We start from the raw sequence: 14,335 nt of genomic DNA, 5'->3' as shown, positions 1-14,335 counted from the left end.
CGGGTGCCGGGTCAGTCCCACCAGAACGACCACTGGTGGGCGGCGACGAGGCGTTCGGCGTAGGCGGTCAGGGTGCCGGTGCCCTGGAAGACGAGGTCGGGGCAGAAGGCGGTGTGCTCGGCGGCCAGCGGGAGGGCCTCGGCGAGCGTGGCGGGCGGGACGGCGACGCTCAACTCCAGGGTGTCGAACCCGACTTGGACGACCTGGGCGCCGAAGCGGCGTTCCCAGTCGGCGAGTACGGCGGCGATCTTGGCGGTGTCGTCCTCGTGGTTGAGCGGGCCGCTCCAGCCGCAGGCGGCCAGCGCCTCGGCGCCGCTGCCCGCCTCGACCAGGCCCAGGCGCGCGTCCCGTACGGACAGCAGCACGTCGGCCAGGCCGCGGGCCTCGATGCCGGGGGCTCCGTCGGGGACGGCGGCGGCGGGGGCGGTGCCGGGCCAGGCGGGGCCGAAGGGGGCCAGGGCGGCGTGGAGTTCGGCGGCTTCCTCGGCGTCGAGCGGGCTCTCGGGCGGGCTCTCGGGCGCGTCCTCGTCGGTGCCGCCGAGCTGCTGCCACCAGCGGCGCAGCAGGGCGTCGGGGTCGTAGAGGGTGGGGTCGGAGGCGGAGGCCGGGAAGAGTTCGCCGGACAGCCAGGGGCGGTAGTCTGCGCCGTCGCCGAGGGGGACGAGCAGCAGCGGCCACAGGCCGGACTGCGGGTGGCCGCGGTGGAGTTGCTGCCACAGGCCGGCGGGGGCGGGGGCGTCGCTGATCCACAGCAGCGGCTCCGGCCCGTCCTCGCCGCCGACCAGGCGGCCGGGCGGGAGGGTGGCGGGCAGGAGACGGGACAGGTCCGAGGTCATGCGGCCACCGTAGGGGCGGTCACTGACACGGGAGTTCGGGCGGCGGGGTTCGGGCCCGCGGTGCGGCGGGGGCGGTTCAGGACCAGGGCAGGGCGGCGCGGGTGCGCCAGTACTCCGGGGCGGGTTCGGCCAGGGTGGCGAGGGCGGCCAGGTCGTCGGGGGTGGGGTGCAGGGTGGCGGCGGTGAGGTTGGAGGCGAGCTGGTCGACGGTCGCCGCGCCGGACAGGACGAGGTCGGCCCAGGGCTGGGCGGCGGCCGCGGCCAGGGCGAGGGCGTCGAGGGGCGCGCCGGTGCGGGCGGCGAGGGCGCGCAGTGCGGCGGTGTCGTCCCCGGTGGCGTTGCGCCCGGCGAGGCGGCCGTTGGCCATGCCCTCCTTGACGACGACCAGCCAGCCGGCGGCGTGGGCTTCGGCCAGGGCGGGGGCGGCGGAGGGTTCGAGGAGGTTCCAGGTGGCCTGGACGGCGGTGAACAGCGGGCGGCCGTCCACGGTGACGGCCAGGGCGGCGCGGATGGTGTCCGCCTGGGCCGGGCCGCTGGTGGACAGGCCGACCCGTACGCCCTGCCCGGCCAGGTCGGCCAGGCGGGCGTGCAGGGCGGTGTCGGTCAGGGCGGGGCTGTCGGGGGTGACGGAGTGGACCAGGTAGACGTCCAGGTGCGGGCCCAGCAGGGAGCGGGTCTCGTGGAGCTGGCGGTCGAACACCGCCGTGGAGTGCTCCTTGACCTCGTGCGCGGCCACCCCGGTGGTCTGCCAGCCGGCCGTGTAGGTGTAGCCCCACTTGCTGCCGACCGTCACCTCGGCCGCGGCCGCGGGGTGTTCGGCGAGCCACTGGGCGACGAACTCCTCGGCGCGGCCGTAGGAGCGGGCGGTGTCGAGGTAGCGCACGCCCGCGGCGTAGGCGGCGTCGAGCAGGGCGTGGGTGCGGTCGCGCAGCGCCTCGACGGTGCGTTCGGCGGGCAGGTCGCCGTCACGCCCGAGGGTGATGTAGCCGGGCCGGCCGACGGCCGCGGTGCCCAGGCCGTACCGCGCGATCGGCGGGCGGTCGGCGGCGGCTCCGGTGGCGGGGTCGGTCGGCATGGCGGGGTCTCCTCGGGCGCGACGGTGCTCACCTGGGACTTTACCGTCGGGTCGGCCGGCGTATCCGGCCGCCGGGGTCAGGCGGTCGGCCGGATCGGCCGGTCAGTCAGTCAGTCAGGCCAAGGCAGGTCAGCCGGGTCAGCCAGGTCAGCCGGCGGCGATGGTGGCCTGGATCCAGTCGGCGTAGGCGCGCACGTCGGTGTACAGGCCCGGGCCTCCGGTGCAGGGGACGCCCGGGGCGCCGGGGCCGGAGGTGGTGCCGATGAGCTCCCAGCGGCCGCCGCGGCCGCGCTGGAGCTGCGGGCCGCCGGAGTCGCCGACGCAGGCCATGGCCTTCGGGGTGGGGCTGGTCGTGCACAGGCGGGTGGGGCCGGCGTAGCCGGGGGCGCAGTCGGCCACGGCGCCGCGGCGGGTGTCGAGCTCCTGGAGGCGGTCGGGGAAGACCATCTCCTCGAACTTGGGGGTGTCGACGACGGTGCCGAAGCCGAGCAGCCGGGTCGGGGTGCCGGGCGGGCCGGGGCGCTGGGCGACGGGGAGGGGCCGCTGGGCGACGGGGCGGTCCAGGCGCACCAGGGCGAGGTCGTCGTAGTTGGGGCGGGTCTGGCCGTCGCCGAAGCTGAAGCCGGGGTGGACCACGGTGCGGGTGATGGCCCGGACGGTGCCGCCGCTCTTGCGGTGCGCGCTGCCGATGCGCACGATGCCGTCGAGCTTCAGTTCGTTCTCCGGGGGGCTCGTGACGCAGTGGGCGGCGGTCAGGACCCACTGGGGGTCGATCAGGGTGGCGCCGCAGGTGCCGTCGGCTATCTGCTTGGCGCTCATCGGGATCGTGGCCATGAACGGGTAGCGCTCGGTGGAGTCGTGGCCGTTGACGATCGCTTGGGCGCTTCCGGTCATGGCGGTGGTGCCCAGGGCGGCGGCGAGGGCGGCGACGGCGGTGGCGCGGGCGGCGCGGCGGCGGACGGTCTTGTGCAGGAGCACGGGTGACGGCCTTTCGGATCGGTTGGTTCGGATGCGTCCAGCCAACCCTGCGGCGCCCGTCCGGGACATCCGGGCAGCGGGCCACCGTGCCCGGGGGCTGTCCCCCGGGCACGGTGGCGGGCTACCAGGGGGTCGCGGCGGGCCGGGCGTTGGTGCCCGGGGCCTGCGCCGGCCTGGGCGCGGGAGTGGCCGCGGGCCGGGAAGCGGGCGCGGGGGCGGGCGCGCCGAAGTCGCCGACGTCGCCGGAGGAAGTGCGGATGGCCCGGGGCGCGGAGGGCCGCAGGGAGTCGGCGGGGCGCACGGCCCGGACGGGGGCGAGGACGGGGGCCGGGGCGAGGCTCTGGTCGAGGCGGACGACGAAGTTGACGTAGTCCAGGGGCTTGTCGGGCCAGTGGCAGTCGTTGCTGGTCAGCAGGCGGCTGCGGACGCCGTCGCGTTCGGTGACGGGCCCGGGGGTGACGCGCAGGTTCGGCTGCCAGCTGCGGCCCCACAGGTGGTGTTCCAGGGTCAGCGTCCAGCTGTCCTCGTCGACTTCCAGGGTGGCGCCGACCCGGCCGGGCAGCGTCCGGGTGCCGTAGGGGCCGCGCACCACCGCGCGCTGGTCGAAGCTGGCGTTCTTGCCGACCACGGTGATCCGCCATGCGCCGTGGAACCTGAGCATCGCCGCACTCCTGACGTCCTGGCGCGCCGTCCGGGCGGGCGCGCTTCCGTCGGGGTCAACGGCTGCGGGGCGGTGGGCGGCTCAGCGGTGGGCGGCTCAAAGGGCCGGGGCGGGCTGCGCGGGCCCGGTCCGGTCCCGGTTCAGGCGGCGTCGGGGCGGGCGGCGGGCCGAGCGGCGAGGGACGCGCCGGGGGCGGTGTGGGCGAGCGCCGGGTAGCCGTGCGCGGTGAGGACGAGGTCGGCGTAGCGGCGGTCGTCGAAGGGGACGCCGTGGCGCCGGAGCAGGTCGAACAGTTCGGCGAGGCGGCGGGGTTCGGTGCCGCGCGGCAGCCCGTCGCGGGTGGTGCCCAGGATGCCGAGGACCGGCCCGTACAGGTGTGCGGCGCGGGCGATGCGGGCGGCACGGGCGGTCCGGCGGGGTGCCGGGGTCAGGCGCAGCAGCAGGACGAGCCGGTGGGCGCCGGAGTCGGCGTCCTGCCCGGCGTCCATCGTGAGCCCCTGGATGTCCCGCCACCGGTAGCGGCGCGGGACGAACGCCCGTACGAGGGTGAGGCCGTGGTCGTCGGCGCGCAGCCAGAAGCCGTACGGGACGGGCAGGGCCACGCCCAGGACGGCCGCGCTCGACAGCAGCAGCGCGGGGACGGCGCCCATCCGGCCGGCGTCCCCGGTGTCGGCGAGCACGATGCCCATCGCCAGGGCGAGCACGCAGCCGATGGGGGCGCCGGCGGCTCGCCACAGGAAGCCCAGCCGCACCGTCTGGTGTCGCGGCGCCGTGCTCACGGGCGCCTCCTTCCCACGTCGTGCCGTCGGTGGGGCCGACCGGTCCGGCCGATCCCGTCTCGGGCGTCGATGCCTGGCGGTCCCAGGGGAGTCGGTCACGCTACCGGCCTGCCGAGATCGTTCGGCCGATCCGGGGGAAACGTCAAATGTCTTTAACACGAACGGACTTGATGGTCAGTCAGCTTGACTGGTCCGCCCGCGGTCCAGGATGTCAGCCGCCGGCGGAGGGGTCAACTGACGTTGATTGGCGGTATCTTGTGATCCACGCCAGCTGATGCCGTTGGGTTATCGTGACCTGGCCGGCCCTGCCCGCCCGCCAGGAGGAGACGTGCGGGGCCCCGGTGAGGAGGGCGGGCCATGGCGGAATCGAACCGGGAGGACGGACCGGTGGAACTGTCCGGGCTCGCGGCCAGGATCGAGGCGCTGTTCCACACCGTCCGCAGACCCGACCGCGAGCAGTACACCAACGAAGAGGTGGCCCGGGCCTGCCGCGAGGCGACCGGGGAGTCGTTCTCCACCACCTACCTGTGGCAGCTGCGCACCGGGCGCCGGGACAACCCGACCAAGCGCCACCTGGAGGCGCTCGCCCAGTTCTTCCAGGTCCCGCCCGCGTACTTCTTCGACGAGCGGCAGGGCGCGGAGATCGCCAAGGAGCTCGCGCTGCTCGGCGCGCTGCGCGACGCGGGCGTGCGCAGCCTGGCGCTGCGCGCGGTCGGCCTCTCCTCCGAGGGCCTGGACACGGTCAGCGAGCTGATCGACGTCATCGCCCGCCGGGACGCGGCCCGCCGGAACCCGGCGCCCTGACGCCGGCGGCGCGGGCCGCGGGCGGGGCGGACGGGGTCCGGGGCTGACTGGGTCCGGGGCGGACGGGGCGCGGGGGGCTACGAAGACGGGGGCCAGGCACGGAGGCGGAGCCACGGCGGTCGGGAGATCGGGGGGAACGGGGCCGCTGATCGAGAAGGGGAACACAGCGTGCGGGACGACAGGTGCTACCGATCGGCGCTGCGCCGCTGCCGGCGGATGGCCGAACAGCTGGAACTGCCGAGCCCGTTCGACACCACCGTGCTACTGGAGCAAATCGCCCGCCGGCGGGGACGGCCGATCGACCTGCTGCCGGTGGCCGCCCGGCCCAACGCGCCCTGCGGGCTGCTGGTGTCCACCCGGGAGGCGGACTACATCCTGTACACCGCCGACACCAGCGCGCTGCACCGCCGGCACATCCTGGTCCACGAGATCGCCCACCTGCTCCTGGACCACGCCGGCTCCGCGCCGCTCGGCCCGGCCGCGGACCTCCTGCCGCACCTGTCCCCCGACCTGGTCCGGCGGGTGCTCGGGCGCACCGGCTACGACGAGCCCCAGGAACGCGAGGCCGAGCTGCTGGCCTCCCTCATCCTCAGCCGGGCCGCCAAGGCCGACGCCGCGCACCCGCCCGGCCCCGCCCCGCACCCGGACTCGCTGGACGTCCTGGACGCCCTGCTCACCGGCGAGCCCGGCCCCGCCGGCGACCGGGCGGCCGACGGCCGGGCGGCGGGGCGTCCGTGAGCGGCCTCGTCCTCTACGGCGTCGCGCTGTTCTTCGCCCTGAGCGCCTGCCACTTCGCCCGCGGCCGCCGGACCAACCCGCGCGCCATCGCCCGCTACAGTTGCTACGCCACCGCGCTGCTCGCCGCCGCCCTGCTGCTGCTCGCCCCGCCCACCGTCCAGGCCGCCGACCGGCTGCACCGGCTCGGGATCGCGCCCGCCGTGCCCGTCCTGCTCGGCGACGTACTGCGCATCGGCGCGGCCTGCGCGATCCGGCTGCTGGCCGGCGTCCTGCGCGATCCCGAGGGCGTGTCTGACAATTCGCGGCGGATCAGCGCGCGGCGGTGGGCGCCCGGCTGGGCGTGCCGGCGAAGCGTCCTCGTACTGGGCCGTACTTGGGCGTTTCGCCGGTGCGTCCAGGCGGGATGCCCGGCGTCGTGCGCCCGGCGGGAATTGTCAGACACGCCCGACCTTCCCCGCCGCGCGGTGCGGCGCCAGCTCGCCCTGCTGGCCGGCGTCCTGGGGGTGCGGGCGGTCCTGTTCGTCGCCGCCGCGCCGGGCCTGGATGCCTCCGACCTCACCGCCGCGCCCTCCACCGGCGCCCGTCTGGCACTGGCCGGGTACACCGCCGCCGGCGTGCTCTACCTCGCCTACTGCCTCACCGCCCTGCTGCGCCAGCTCGCCCGGCTCGCCCGCGCCGCCGTGCCCGGGCGCCAGCGCAGCGGGCTGCGGCTGCTCACGCTGAGCCTGGTCGCGGGCCTGCTGTGGAACGCCTGGGGCGTCGACGACGTCGTCCAGGCGGCGGCCACCGGCACCCAGGCCGGCGCCGAGGACGCCCTGTGCGGCGTCCTGGGCCTGCTGTGCGTGGCGCTGCTCGCGGCGGGCCTGGGCACCACGGTGTGGCCGGCCGCGCACGCCGCCGTCCGCGGCTGGCTGCGCGCCCACCGCCGCTACCGGGCGCTGGCCCCGCTCTGGCGGGACCTGCACACCGTGCTGCCGGAGATCGCGCTCGCGCCGGCCAGCCGCCTGCCGCTGCTGCCGCCGCGCGACCCGCAGTTCGCCCTGTACCGGCGGATCATCGAGATCCACGACGCCCGGCTGATCCTGCGCCAGCACCTCGACCCGCGGACCCCGCGGTGGCTCGCCGCCGCCGCCTCGCGCTTCCCCCCGTCCGCCGCCCGGGCCGGCGCCACCGCCGAGGCCGCCGCGCTGGCCGCCGCGCTGGAACGCGCGGCCGCCGGCGCCCGGCCCAACCCCGACACCCCGCGCACCGCCCCGGCGGCCGAACCGCCGCACGCCCTGGGACAGGACCTGGAGTCCGAGGCCGACCACCTGGCCCACCTCACCCGCGTCTACGCCACCTGCCCGGCCGTCGCCGAGGTACGGGCCCGTGCCCGCGCCGCCGCCCCCTCCCCCGCCGCTCCCGACCCCGACCCGGTCGCGAGCCCCGCGCGATGAGCCGCCGGACCGGCCGGGGGCAGCCCGGCCGGTGGAACGACGGGAGCGGGCCGGGGCGGCGGCCGCTACCGGCGGACGGCCGCCAGCGAGCGCAACTGCACGTGGACGGCGCCCGGTTCGGTGCCGGTCAGGGCCGCGACCTCGGCGGCGGGCAGGGCGAGGACCAGGTGCAGCAGCAGGACGTCCTGCTGGGGGGCGGTGAGGTGGGCGACCGGGCCGAGCGGGCGCGGGCCGGCCAGGGCGCAGACGCGTCGGCGGACCGCCTGCCAGGCGTAGGCGGCCGGGCTGGCGGTGGCGAGGGCGTCGAGCCAGTGGCCGCTGAGGTCGTCGAAGGCGCCCTGGACGGCCAGCGGGGCGTCGGCCGCGGGGAGCAGCAGGGCGGCGTAGTCGAGGTAGTGGCGCAGGTGGAGGTCGTACAGCGCCCACAGGCCCAGCGCCGGTCCGGTGGCGGTGGTCGTGGTGATGGTCGTGGTGGTCGGCTGTCGCGGTGGTGTCGGCATGGTTGATTCCCGAGGTGGCGCGGGTGGGTGCTGGTCCGCGGACGGGGCGCTGGTGGCGCGTTCCCGTCCGCGGACCGGGTCACACGAGTACCGGCGGGCCGCCGCCGGCGCCGTCGCGGCCCGTCCCGGCGGAGTGGCCGGGGTGGCCGGCGTCCTCGGCGCGGTCGGCGCGGTCGGCGGCCAGGCTGTTGCGCAGGGTCACCCACAGTTTGAACAGGATGTCCGTCGAGGTGCCGCTGCTGGAGGACTGCATGGCCCGGGTGAACTCCCGTTGGTACGTGCGGGAGTTGACCGGTGCCGGGGTGCGGGCGTTGTTCGTCCGCTCCCAGGCCGCCGCCCACAGTGCGCGGCGGGCCTCCTTGACCCCGCAGACCTCCATGTAGGTGAGGAACACCGCCTTGCGCAGCGGGGCCTCACCCCTGAGGACCAGCGCCAGGGTGCTGGAGGGCAGGCGCCCTCCCCCGGCCCGGGCCCGGCGGTCCAGCTCCTCCAGGGAGGGCCAGTCGGCCTTGCGCCGCATCTCGTGCATCGCCCGTCGCAGGTCGGCGAGGGAGTCGACCTGCTCGGGGTTGAGCCGTCGGGGCGCCCGGCGCTGGGTCCCGGAGGGGCGCGGGACGTGGGCCCAGTAGTTGGCCAGGGTCCACTTGCGGCGGGCCGCCTTGAGGTCGCCGTCGCAGGCCCGGGTGAGGGCCTCGACGACCTCCCAGTTCGGCATGGTCCGGCCGCTGGTGGCCCGTTGCAGGGTGGTCGGGTGGTAGTTGGTCCGGTCGGCGAGCTGACGGTAGGTCAACCCCGCCTCTTCACGCTGCTCGCGCAGCAACGCGGCGAGTCGGCCCAGGGCCGGCTCGGTCGCCGCGATCGGTTTCTCCTGGCGTCCCATCGCGGTCCGGCGTTCCTTCTAGGCCCGCCCCTGCTGGAGCCTGGCATTCAACAGCAGCCCGCCGGTGGCCAGTTCGAGCGCCGCTCCCGCCGACATGCCCGTCCTCACCAGGGCGGCGGCCACGACGACCACGACGACGACCACGGCCGTCCGCACGGGGCCGGACGACCAGGGCAGGCCCGGTCGCGGCGGCGCCGGGTGGCCGGCGGCGCAGTGGGCGGGGGCGCGCTTCTTCTTCCGCTTCCTCGTCATCGAGGACCTCCTATATCACCGTCTACTCCAACGGACGGGCACTTCGGTGGTTGGCGTCACGCGAGGAACCCGTTTCGCGCAACACTCTGTCAGGCGTACGGGTGATTCCCAATCGGTTCGGTGAACATCGCGAAGATTGATGCGCCAGAATCCCGGGCCCGGCCCGCAATCTCGTCACAACCCTGTGACATCAGTGCAGTTCAGGAACTCGAAACCGGAATTTGATGCATTTTTGTGCAACTCGCCCTTGTAGCCGTCCTGGCTGAATGTGACGATGTGCAGCAGCGTCATCCAGACCTGCGGGTCAGGAACCCGGGGGCGCTGTCTACTCCAAATTTTCGGGAACACCGGCAGCGGGCCGTGTTGGCGCATGGGCCCGTCCGAACAGCAGAGACCGCCCGGCCCCAGCGGCCCGAGCGGTCTCTCTGCATTTCCCCATTTCCCCGGCCCGAGAGGACCCCGACCGGTGAACGGCTTCGAGTACCTGCTCGGCATGCTGCTGGCCCAGCCCGTACGGGCCCGGGACGCGCTGCGCGCCCGTCTGCCCACCACCCGCCGGCTGCGCGCCCTGGCCTCCTCGCCGCGGGTCGAGGCGCTGCGGGCCGCCGAGCGCGAGCGGATCCGCCGGCTGGTCGAGGGCCTGGCCGCGGTGGAGGGCGTGACGCACCTGCTGACCCGCGTCGCCGACCACTGCGACCGCCCCTCCTCGCTCGGCCTGCTCACCACCACCGCCGAGGGCCGCGGCGTGCTGGTCTGCCGGATGAGCGCCGCCGCCTACTTCGCCACCGGCGAGGACATCACCGCCGTCCTGCCCAGGATCGAGGCGGCGGGCCTGGCCGACTGGGGCTTCCCGAACACCTGGGGCGACGAACCGCCGTACTCGCCGGGCACGGTCGCCTACGCGCTGCGCTACCACCGCGACCGCGGCCTCTTCCCCGACGGCCGGCGGATGCCCGGCCCGAGCCTGTCCACCGCCGACGCCACCCTGGTCTGGGACCTGCCCGGCATCCCCCGCCCGGACCCGCACTGGCCGCGCAGGGGCAGCGACGTGCGCTTCCGGCACGAGCAGATCCCGCCGGACGGCGACCCGGCCGCGCTGCTGCGCGCCGCCCGCGCCGAGGGGCCGGGCCCGGTGCTGGTGCTCACCTTCGGCCGCGACTGGACGGACACCTGCACGTACCACGCCGTGCCGCGCGGGCGCGAACCGGGCTGAGCGGCCGGTGCGGCCGGGGGCGGCGCCCCGGCCGCACGCACGGTTCAGGCGCTCAGCACTGGGGCCGGCGGCCGTGGTTGGCCCCGCGCCGGGCCCGGGCCTTCTTCTTGCGGCGACGCTTCGACGACATGGCCACTCCTCTCGCAACCAGGACACCCCCGGCTTCCACCGTTCCACACCCGGCCCGCACCGGCCCGCCGGGAACGGCCGTCACGGGCCCCGGGCGGGGCAGGGCGGTTTCTAGGGGGCGGGGCATCAGGCGCGGGCGGCGCTCCGGTCGAGGGCGGCGCGCCAGGCGGGGCTGTCGACGTAGTGGTTGTCGAAGCGCCCGGCGGAGGCGGCGATCGCGCCCGGGTCGGTCTCGCCGCGCATGACGCGCCCCAGCAGGCGCAGGTAGTCGAAGCGGTCCATGCCCGGGGTGAACACGAACAGGACGTCGGCCTCGGCGCCCGGGGCGGCGGCGAAGGCGTGCGGGGTGTGCGGCGGCACGGCGAGGAAGTCGCCCTCGCCCAGGATCGTGACCTCCTCGCCGACCAGCACCTGCAGCGAGCCGCCGATGACGAAGAACAGCTCCCACGCCCGGGTGTGGAAGTGCGCGGGGGCCCCGACGGCGCCCTTGGCGAAGGTGGAGCGGTAGCTGGTGAACCCGCCCTCGGTGTGCGCCGAGTCGGCGAGCAGGGTCATGGTGCTGCTCGGATCGGCGCAGGTCTCGGCCCCGGCGTGGCGGGTCAGCACGGGGGCGGCGGGGGCGGCGTTGCTCGTCGTCGTCATGGGACCAGGCTAGGTCCGGAAAGACCAGATATCAGGTGGCAATTCCATGCCGATTTCATGGGTCAATTCCCGGGGTCGGCGGCTGCTGGCAGACTGGCCCGATGACGACGGACGATCTTCTGCGGCACCAGGACGAACGGCAGGCCGAGGCCGGGGCGGTCAGCGCCGACCTGGGCCTGGACGAGCTGCTGGGCGCCCTCGGGGAACCGGTGCGGGTGGGCAGTTCGGCGCTGGGGCTGATGGTGCGCCGGGACCTGGACGTCACCGTGGTGTGCCCGCGCCTGGACACGGCCGCGCACGAGCGGGTGGCCGCGCTCGGCGCGCGGCTGGCACTGCACCCGCGGGTGCGGCAGGTGCGCCTGCGCAACGACACCGGCACCTGGAACACCGACCCCGCCGCCTACCCCGACGGCCTCTACCTCGGCCTGGACTACCGCTGCCCGCAGGGCCGCGACTGGACCCTCGACCTGTGGTTCGTCGACGAGCCCGCCCGCCAGCCCGACCTCGCCCACCTGCGCGACCTGCCGCCGCGTCTCACCCCGCAGGCCCGCGAGGCCGTCCTGCGGATCAAGCACGCCTGGTCCGAGCACCCCGAGTACGGCCGCGGCGTGCGCGGCTGGGACGTCTACCGCGCCGTCCTGGACGACGGCGTGCGCACCCCGGAGCAGTTCGAGCAGTGGCGCACCGCCCGGGCCGCGTCCGCCTGACCCGTCCGCCCGCGCTACTCCCCCGGGCCCGCGGCCCGTCAACGCGGACGGCGCGGGTGCACCCGTTCGGAGGGCGGACGTGCGGCGCGGGCCGCTGTGCCCGTAGCGTCGTCGCTGCACACGGCGTAGGTCCTGTCGGGGGAGGGTGTCAGCGATGGCGGCAGTGCCGGTCATGAGGGGTGGGCGGCGGCCCGGGCGGGCCGCCGCGGCCCTGGCGGTGGCGGCGGCGCTGCTGACGGCGTCCGCCTGCGGCGCCTCCCCCGTGTCGGACGGCGCGGCCGGCGACGCGGTCGCCGCCGCCGACGGGCGGCCGCTCGCGCTGGTCTACCGGGGCCCGGCGGCCTGCGAGGGCTGCCCGGAGGCGGCGCGGGAGCTGCTGGAGCGCGACGGCTTCGCGGTGCGCTACGTCGGGCCCGAGGAGCGGCTGCGTTTCGGCGCTGGCGTGCTGGCCGGCGCCGCGCTGTACGTGCAGCCGGGCGGCACCAACGGGCAGGAGGTGAGCACCGCGTGGGGCCTGCTCCAGCGCGACCCCGGCTTCTCGCCGGAGCTGGTGCGCGACTACGTCCGGGGCGGCGGTCGCTACCTGGGCCTGTGCATGGGCGGCTACCTGGCCGGCGACCCGGGCTACGACCTCCTGCCGGGCGACTCCGGGCAGTACATCCGCTCCCGGGGGGCGACCGTCACCGACGAGCAGGACCGCCTCGTCGACGTCGCCTGGCGCGGCCGCCCGCAGCGGATGTACTTCCAGGACGGCCCGTACTTCGACGTCGACGGCCCGGGCGTGGACGTCCTGGCCCGCTATTCCAACGACCGCGCCGCCGCCGTCATCGCCCCCTACGGCTCCGGCCGGGTGGCGGTCAGCGGCCCGCACCCGGAGGCCCCCGCGGACTGGTACCGCGACTACCACCTGCCCGACGAGTCGAAGACCGGCCTGGGCCTGGGCGACGACCTGCTGCACGACCTGATGGCGGCCCCCGCGTCCTGACGTTCCGTCAAGTCCCCTACGGGCGGGCTGCGGTGTCACGCCCGCGCGGCGGGTCCTGCGGGGAACTCGGCGCGCAGCCGGGTGCGGGTGCGGGTGCGACGGGCCTCGGCGGGGGCGGGGCAGGGGCTCGGCGGGGTGCGGGAGCCCCCTGGGCCGGCCGGTGGCGCTACCGCCCGGCGGGGTGCAGGACGCGGTCGGCCACCAGGTCCGGCCGGTCGGTCGGCAGGGCGTGGCCGGCGCCGGGCACGATCTCCGTCCGGGCCGAGGGCACGAGGCGGCCGAGGCGCTCGGCGACCGCGTGCGCGTCGTGCATGGCGCTGCGCTCCCCGAGCAGGAACAGTGCGGGGACGTCCAGGCGGCGCAGTTCCTCGTCGGACAGGACCGGGGGCACCGGGAGCGCGCGGCGGAACCCCATCGACGCGCGCATCAGGGCCATCAGTTCGGTCTCCAGGATGGCGCTGTTGCCGACCAGGCGGGCCAGCCGGGGGCGCAGCGCTCGCGGCGCGGTGGCGGCGAGGCCGCCGGCGATCACCCAGGCGTAGAAGCGGGCGCCGATGTCGGCGAAGCCGGCCGGGTCCACCAGGGTGAGGGAGGCGACCCGCCCGGGGTGGTGGATCTGGTGGTGGAGCGCCAGCCAGCCGCCGTAGGAGCAGCCGACGACCTGGGCGTCCGTCACCTCCAGTGCGGCCAGGAGTTCGTCCAGCCAGGCGGCCGCGTCCCGGCCGTCGGCGATCGGGGCGCTCTGCACGCTCGCGCCCGGTTCGCCGACCGTGTCGACGGCGATGACCGGGCGGTGGCGGGCCAGCGTGTCGATGTAGCGGTGCCACATCAGTGCGTTTCCGCCCGAGCCGGGCAGCAGCACGATCGGCTCGCCGTGCTGCGGGCCGGTCCGGTAGACGCGGGTGGTCCCGAACGCGGTCGGGAGGTCCAGCGCCGTCCGCGGCCCGGGCCACAGTTCCGTCAGGGCCCGCTCGTAGGCGGCGCGAAACCGGTCCCCGGCCTGGTCGTTCTTGAACTGGCTGATTCGCATGATACATGTGTATCACGGCATGATACGGGTGTACCAGGGAGGTCGTTCATGAACGCGCGGGTCGATCACGAGGAACGCCGGCGGCAGATCGCCGAAGCGCTGCTGCGCATCGCCGACACCCAGGGGCTGCAGGCGGCCAGCATGCGGGCGGTCGCCACCGAGGCGGGCGTCTCCCTGCGGCTGGTGCAGTACTACTTCACGACCAAGGAGGGGCTGCTGCTGGACGCGCTGGAGCGGCTCGGCGCCCAGCTCCAGGCCCGCATGGCGACGTGGATCACCGCGGCCGCCACCCCGTCCACGCCGCGCGGCCTGGTGACCGCGGTCCTGTCCAGCGTCCTGCCCACCGACCCGGAGAGCCGCCGGATCACCCGCACCTACGCCGCGTACTACACGCTGGTGCTCAGCGATCCCGCGCTGGTGGAGAAGCACGGGACGCCCCAGCCCGACCTGCTGGAGGGCTTCCTCGCCAAGCAGGTCCGCGCGGCCCAGCAGGCCGGGCAGATCGACCCCGCCAGGGACCCGGAGATGACCGCCGCCGGGCTGCTGGCCATGGTCAACGGCCTCGGCTCCAGCGTGCTCGGCGGCCAGCGCACCGGCGACGCCGCGCTGGCGATCCTCACCCACCACCTGGACGAGCTGTTCCGCGGCCGTCCCCGCGGTGACGCCCCGGACCTGCCGGCCGCCTGACCT

General features: G+C 76.0%; 18 protein-coding genes. 7 read left to right on the top strand and 11 right to left on the bottom strand.

Annotation, left to right across the window (positions count from 1 at the left end):
• Window positions 1-11: 11 nt before the first annotated feature.
• From ACIOGZ_RS22020 to ACIOGZ_RS22000, 5 genes are all read right to left on the bottom strand, one after another.
• Window positions 12-836 carry a DUF4253 domain-containing protein gene (locus ACIOGZ_RS22020; RefSeq protein ID WP_400986848.1) on the bottom strand — a complete coding sequence of 275 codons (825 nt, stop codon included), beginning with the start codon at window positions 834-836 and terminating at the stop codon, window positions 12-14.
• Window positions 837-912: 76 nt separating this feature from the next.
• Window positions 913-1,911, bottom strand: coding sequence for an aldo/keto reductase (locus ACIOGZ_RS22015; protein ID WP_363630953.1), 999 nt, complete (start codon window positions 1,909-1,911; stop codon window positions 913-915).
• 147 nt (window positions 1,912-2,058) lie between these two features.
• A complete protein-coding gene (locus tag ACIOGZ_RS22010; RefSeq protein WP_400986846.1) occupies window positions 2,059-2,958 on the bottom strand; it encodes a S1 family peptidase in 900 nt (299 codons plus the stop codon).
• Between the two features lie 52 nt (window positions 2,959-3,010).
• The gene (locus ACIOGZ_RS22005; RefSeq protein ID WP_363630950.1) at window positions 3,011-3,550 is read right to left on the bottom strand and encodes a hypothetical protein; all 540 of its coding nucleotides are present in this window, start codon (window positions 3,548-3,550) and stop codon (window positions 3,011-3,013) included.
• A gap of 140 nt (window positions 3,551-3,690) precedes the next feature.
• Window positions 3,691-4,329, bottom strand: a complete 639-nt coding sequence (locus tag ACIOGZ_RS22000) for a PH domain-containing protein (RefSeq protein WP_363630948.1) — start codon at window positions 4,327-4,329, stop codon at window positions 3,691-3,693.
• A 357-nt stretch (window positions 4,330-4,686) separates the two neighbouring features.
• Here ACIOGZ_RS22000 and ACIOGZ_RS21995 point away from each other — a divergent pair, with 357 nt between their 5' ends.
• The 3 genes from ACIOGZ_RS21995 to ACIOGZ_RS21985 all read left to right on the top strand — a co-directional run bounded on the left by ACIOGZ_RS21995 (window position 4,687) and on the right by ACIOGZ_RS21985 (window position 7,307).
• The gene (locus tag ACIOGZ_RS21995; RefSeq protein WP_363586798.1) at window positions 4,687-5,133 is read left to right on the top strand and encodes an XRE family transcriptional regulator; all 447 of its coding nucleotides are present in this window, start codon (window positions 4,687-4,689) and stop codon (window positions 5,131-5,133) included.
• A 168-nt stretch (window positions 5,134-5,301) separates the two neighbouring features.
• Window positions 5,302-5,871 (top strand): ParH-like protein, encoded by a 570-nt coding sequence (locus ACIOGZ_RS21990; RefSeq protein ID WP_363586797.1) that lies wholly within the window; start codon window positions 5,302-5,304, stop codon window positions 5,869-5,871.
• Window positions 5,868-7,307 carry an MAB_1171c family putative transporter gene (locus tag ACIOGZ_RS21985; RefSeq protein ID WP_363630946.1) on the top strand — a complete coding sequence of 480 codons (1,440 nt, stop codon included), beginning with the start codon at window positions 5,868-5,870 and terminating at the stop codon, window positions 7,305-7,307. The genes ACIOGZ_RS21990 and ACIOGZ_RS21985 overlap by 4 nt, the downstream gene beginning before the upstream one ends.
• A 65-nt stretch (window positions 7,308-7,372) precedes the next feature.
• Here ACIOGZ_RS21985 and ACIOGZ_RS21980 read toward each other — a convergent pair whose 3' ends face one another.
• From ACIOGZ_RS21980 to ACIOGZ_RS21965, 4 genes are all read right to left on the bottom strand, one after another.
• On the bottom strand, window positions 7,373-7,807 hold the full coding sequence (locus ACIOGZ_RS21980; protein ID WP_363630945.1) for a hypothetical protein: 435 nt from the start codon (window positions 7,805-7,807) through the stop codon (window positions 7,373-7,375).
• 79 nt (window positions 7,808-7,886) lie between these two features.
• On the bottom strand, window positions 7,887-8,687 hold the full coding sequence (locus tag ACIOGZ_RS21975; protein WP_363586794.1) for a helix-turn-helix transcriptional regulator: 801 nt from the start codon (window positions 8,685-8,687) through the stop codon (window positions 7,887-7,889).
• Window positions 8,688-8,705: 18 nt separating this feature from the next.
• Window positions 8,706-8,939, bottom strand: coding sequence for a hypothetical protein (locus tag ACIOGZ_RS21970; RefSeq protein WP_363586793.1), 234 nt, complete (start codon window positions 8,937-8,939; stop codon window positions 8,706-8,708).
• 174 nt (window positions 8,940-9,113) lie between these two features.
• Window positions 9,114-9,311 carry a hypothetical protein gene (locus ACIOGZ_RS21965; RefSeq protein ID WP_363586792.1) on the bottom strand — a complete coding sequence of 66 codons (198 nt, stop codon included), beginning with the start codon at window positions 9,309-9,311 and terminating at the stop codon, window positions 9,114-9,116.
• 94 nt (window positions 9,312-9,405) lie between these two features.
• On the opposite strand from ACIOGZ_RS21965, the gene ACIOGZ_RS21960 reads away from it, so the two are divergent.
• Complete coding sequence (locus ACIOGZ_RS21960) at window positions 9,406-10,152, top strand: hypothetical protein (protein ID WP_363630943.1); 747 nt, start codon at window positions 9,406-9,408, stop codon at window positions 10,150-10,152.
• A gap of 255 nt (window positions 10,153-10,407) precedes the next feature.
• Here ACIOGZ_RS21960 and ACIOGZ_RS21955 read toward each other — a convergent pair whose 3' ends face one another.
• Window positions 10,408-10,923 carry a cupin domain-containing protein gene (locus tag ACIOGZ_RS21955; protein WP_363586790.1) on the bottom strand — a complete coding sequence of 172 codons (516 nt, stop codon included), beginning with the start codon at window positions 10,921-10,923 and terminating at the stop codon, window positions 10,408-10,410.
• Window positions 10,924-11,024: 101 nt separating this feature from the next.
• On the opposite strand from ACIOGZ_RS21955, the gene ACIOGZ_RS21950 reads away from it, so the two are divergent.
• Both ACIOGZ_RS21950 and ACIOGZ_RS21945 read left to right on the top strand, forming a co-directional pair.
• Window positions 11,025-11,630, top strand: a complete 606-nt coding sequence (locus ACIOGZ_RS21950; protein ID WP_363630942.1) for a hypothetical protein — start codon at window positions 11,025-11,027, stop codon at window positions 11,628-11,630.
• A gap of 154 nt (window positions 11,631-11,784) precedes the next feature.
• Window positions 11,785-12,615, top strand: a complete 831-nt coding sequence (locus ACIOGZ_RS21945) for a BPL-N domain-containing protein (RefSeq protein ID WP_363630940.1) — start codon at window positions 11,785-11,787, stop codon at window positions 12,613-12,615.
• 166 nt (window positions 12,616-12,781) lie between these two features.
• Here ACIOGZ_RS21945 and ACIOGZ_RS21940 read toward each other — a convergent pair whose 3' ends face one another.
• Window positions 12,782-13,645, bottom strand: a complete 864-nt coding sequence (locus ACIOGZ_RS21940; protein WP_363630939.1) for an alpha/beta fold hydrolase — start codon at window positions 13,643-13,645, stop codon at window positions 12,782-12,784.
• Between the two features lie 48 nt (window positions 13,646-13,693).
• On the opposite strand from ACIOGZ_RS21940, the gene ACIOGZ_RS21935 reads away from it, so the two are divergent.
• Window positions 13,694-14,332, top strand: coding sequence for a TetR/AcrR family transcriptional regulator (locus ACIOGZ_RS21935; protein WP_400986844.1), 639 nt, complete (start codon window positions 13,694-13,696; stop codon window positions 14,330-14,332).
• Window positions 14,333-14,335: the final 3 nt, after the last annotated feature.

Source organism: Kitasatospora sp. NPDC088160, assembly GCF_044741445.1.
Classification (GTDB): Bacteria; Actinomycetota; Actinomycetes; order Streptomycetales; family Streptomycetaceae; genus Kitasatospora.
The sequence above is the reverse complement of the archived record's forward strand: the minus strand, read 5'-3'. Positions and strand labels throughout refer to the sequence as shown.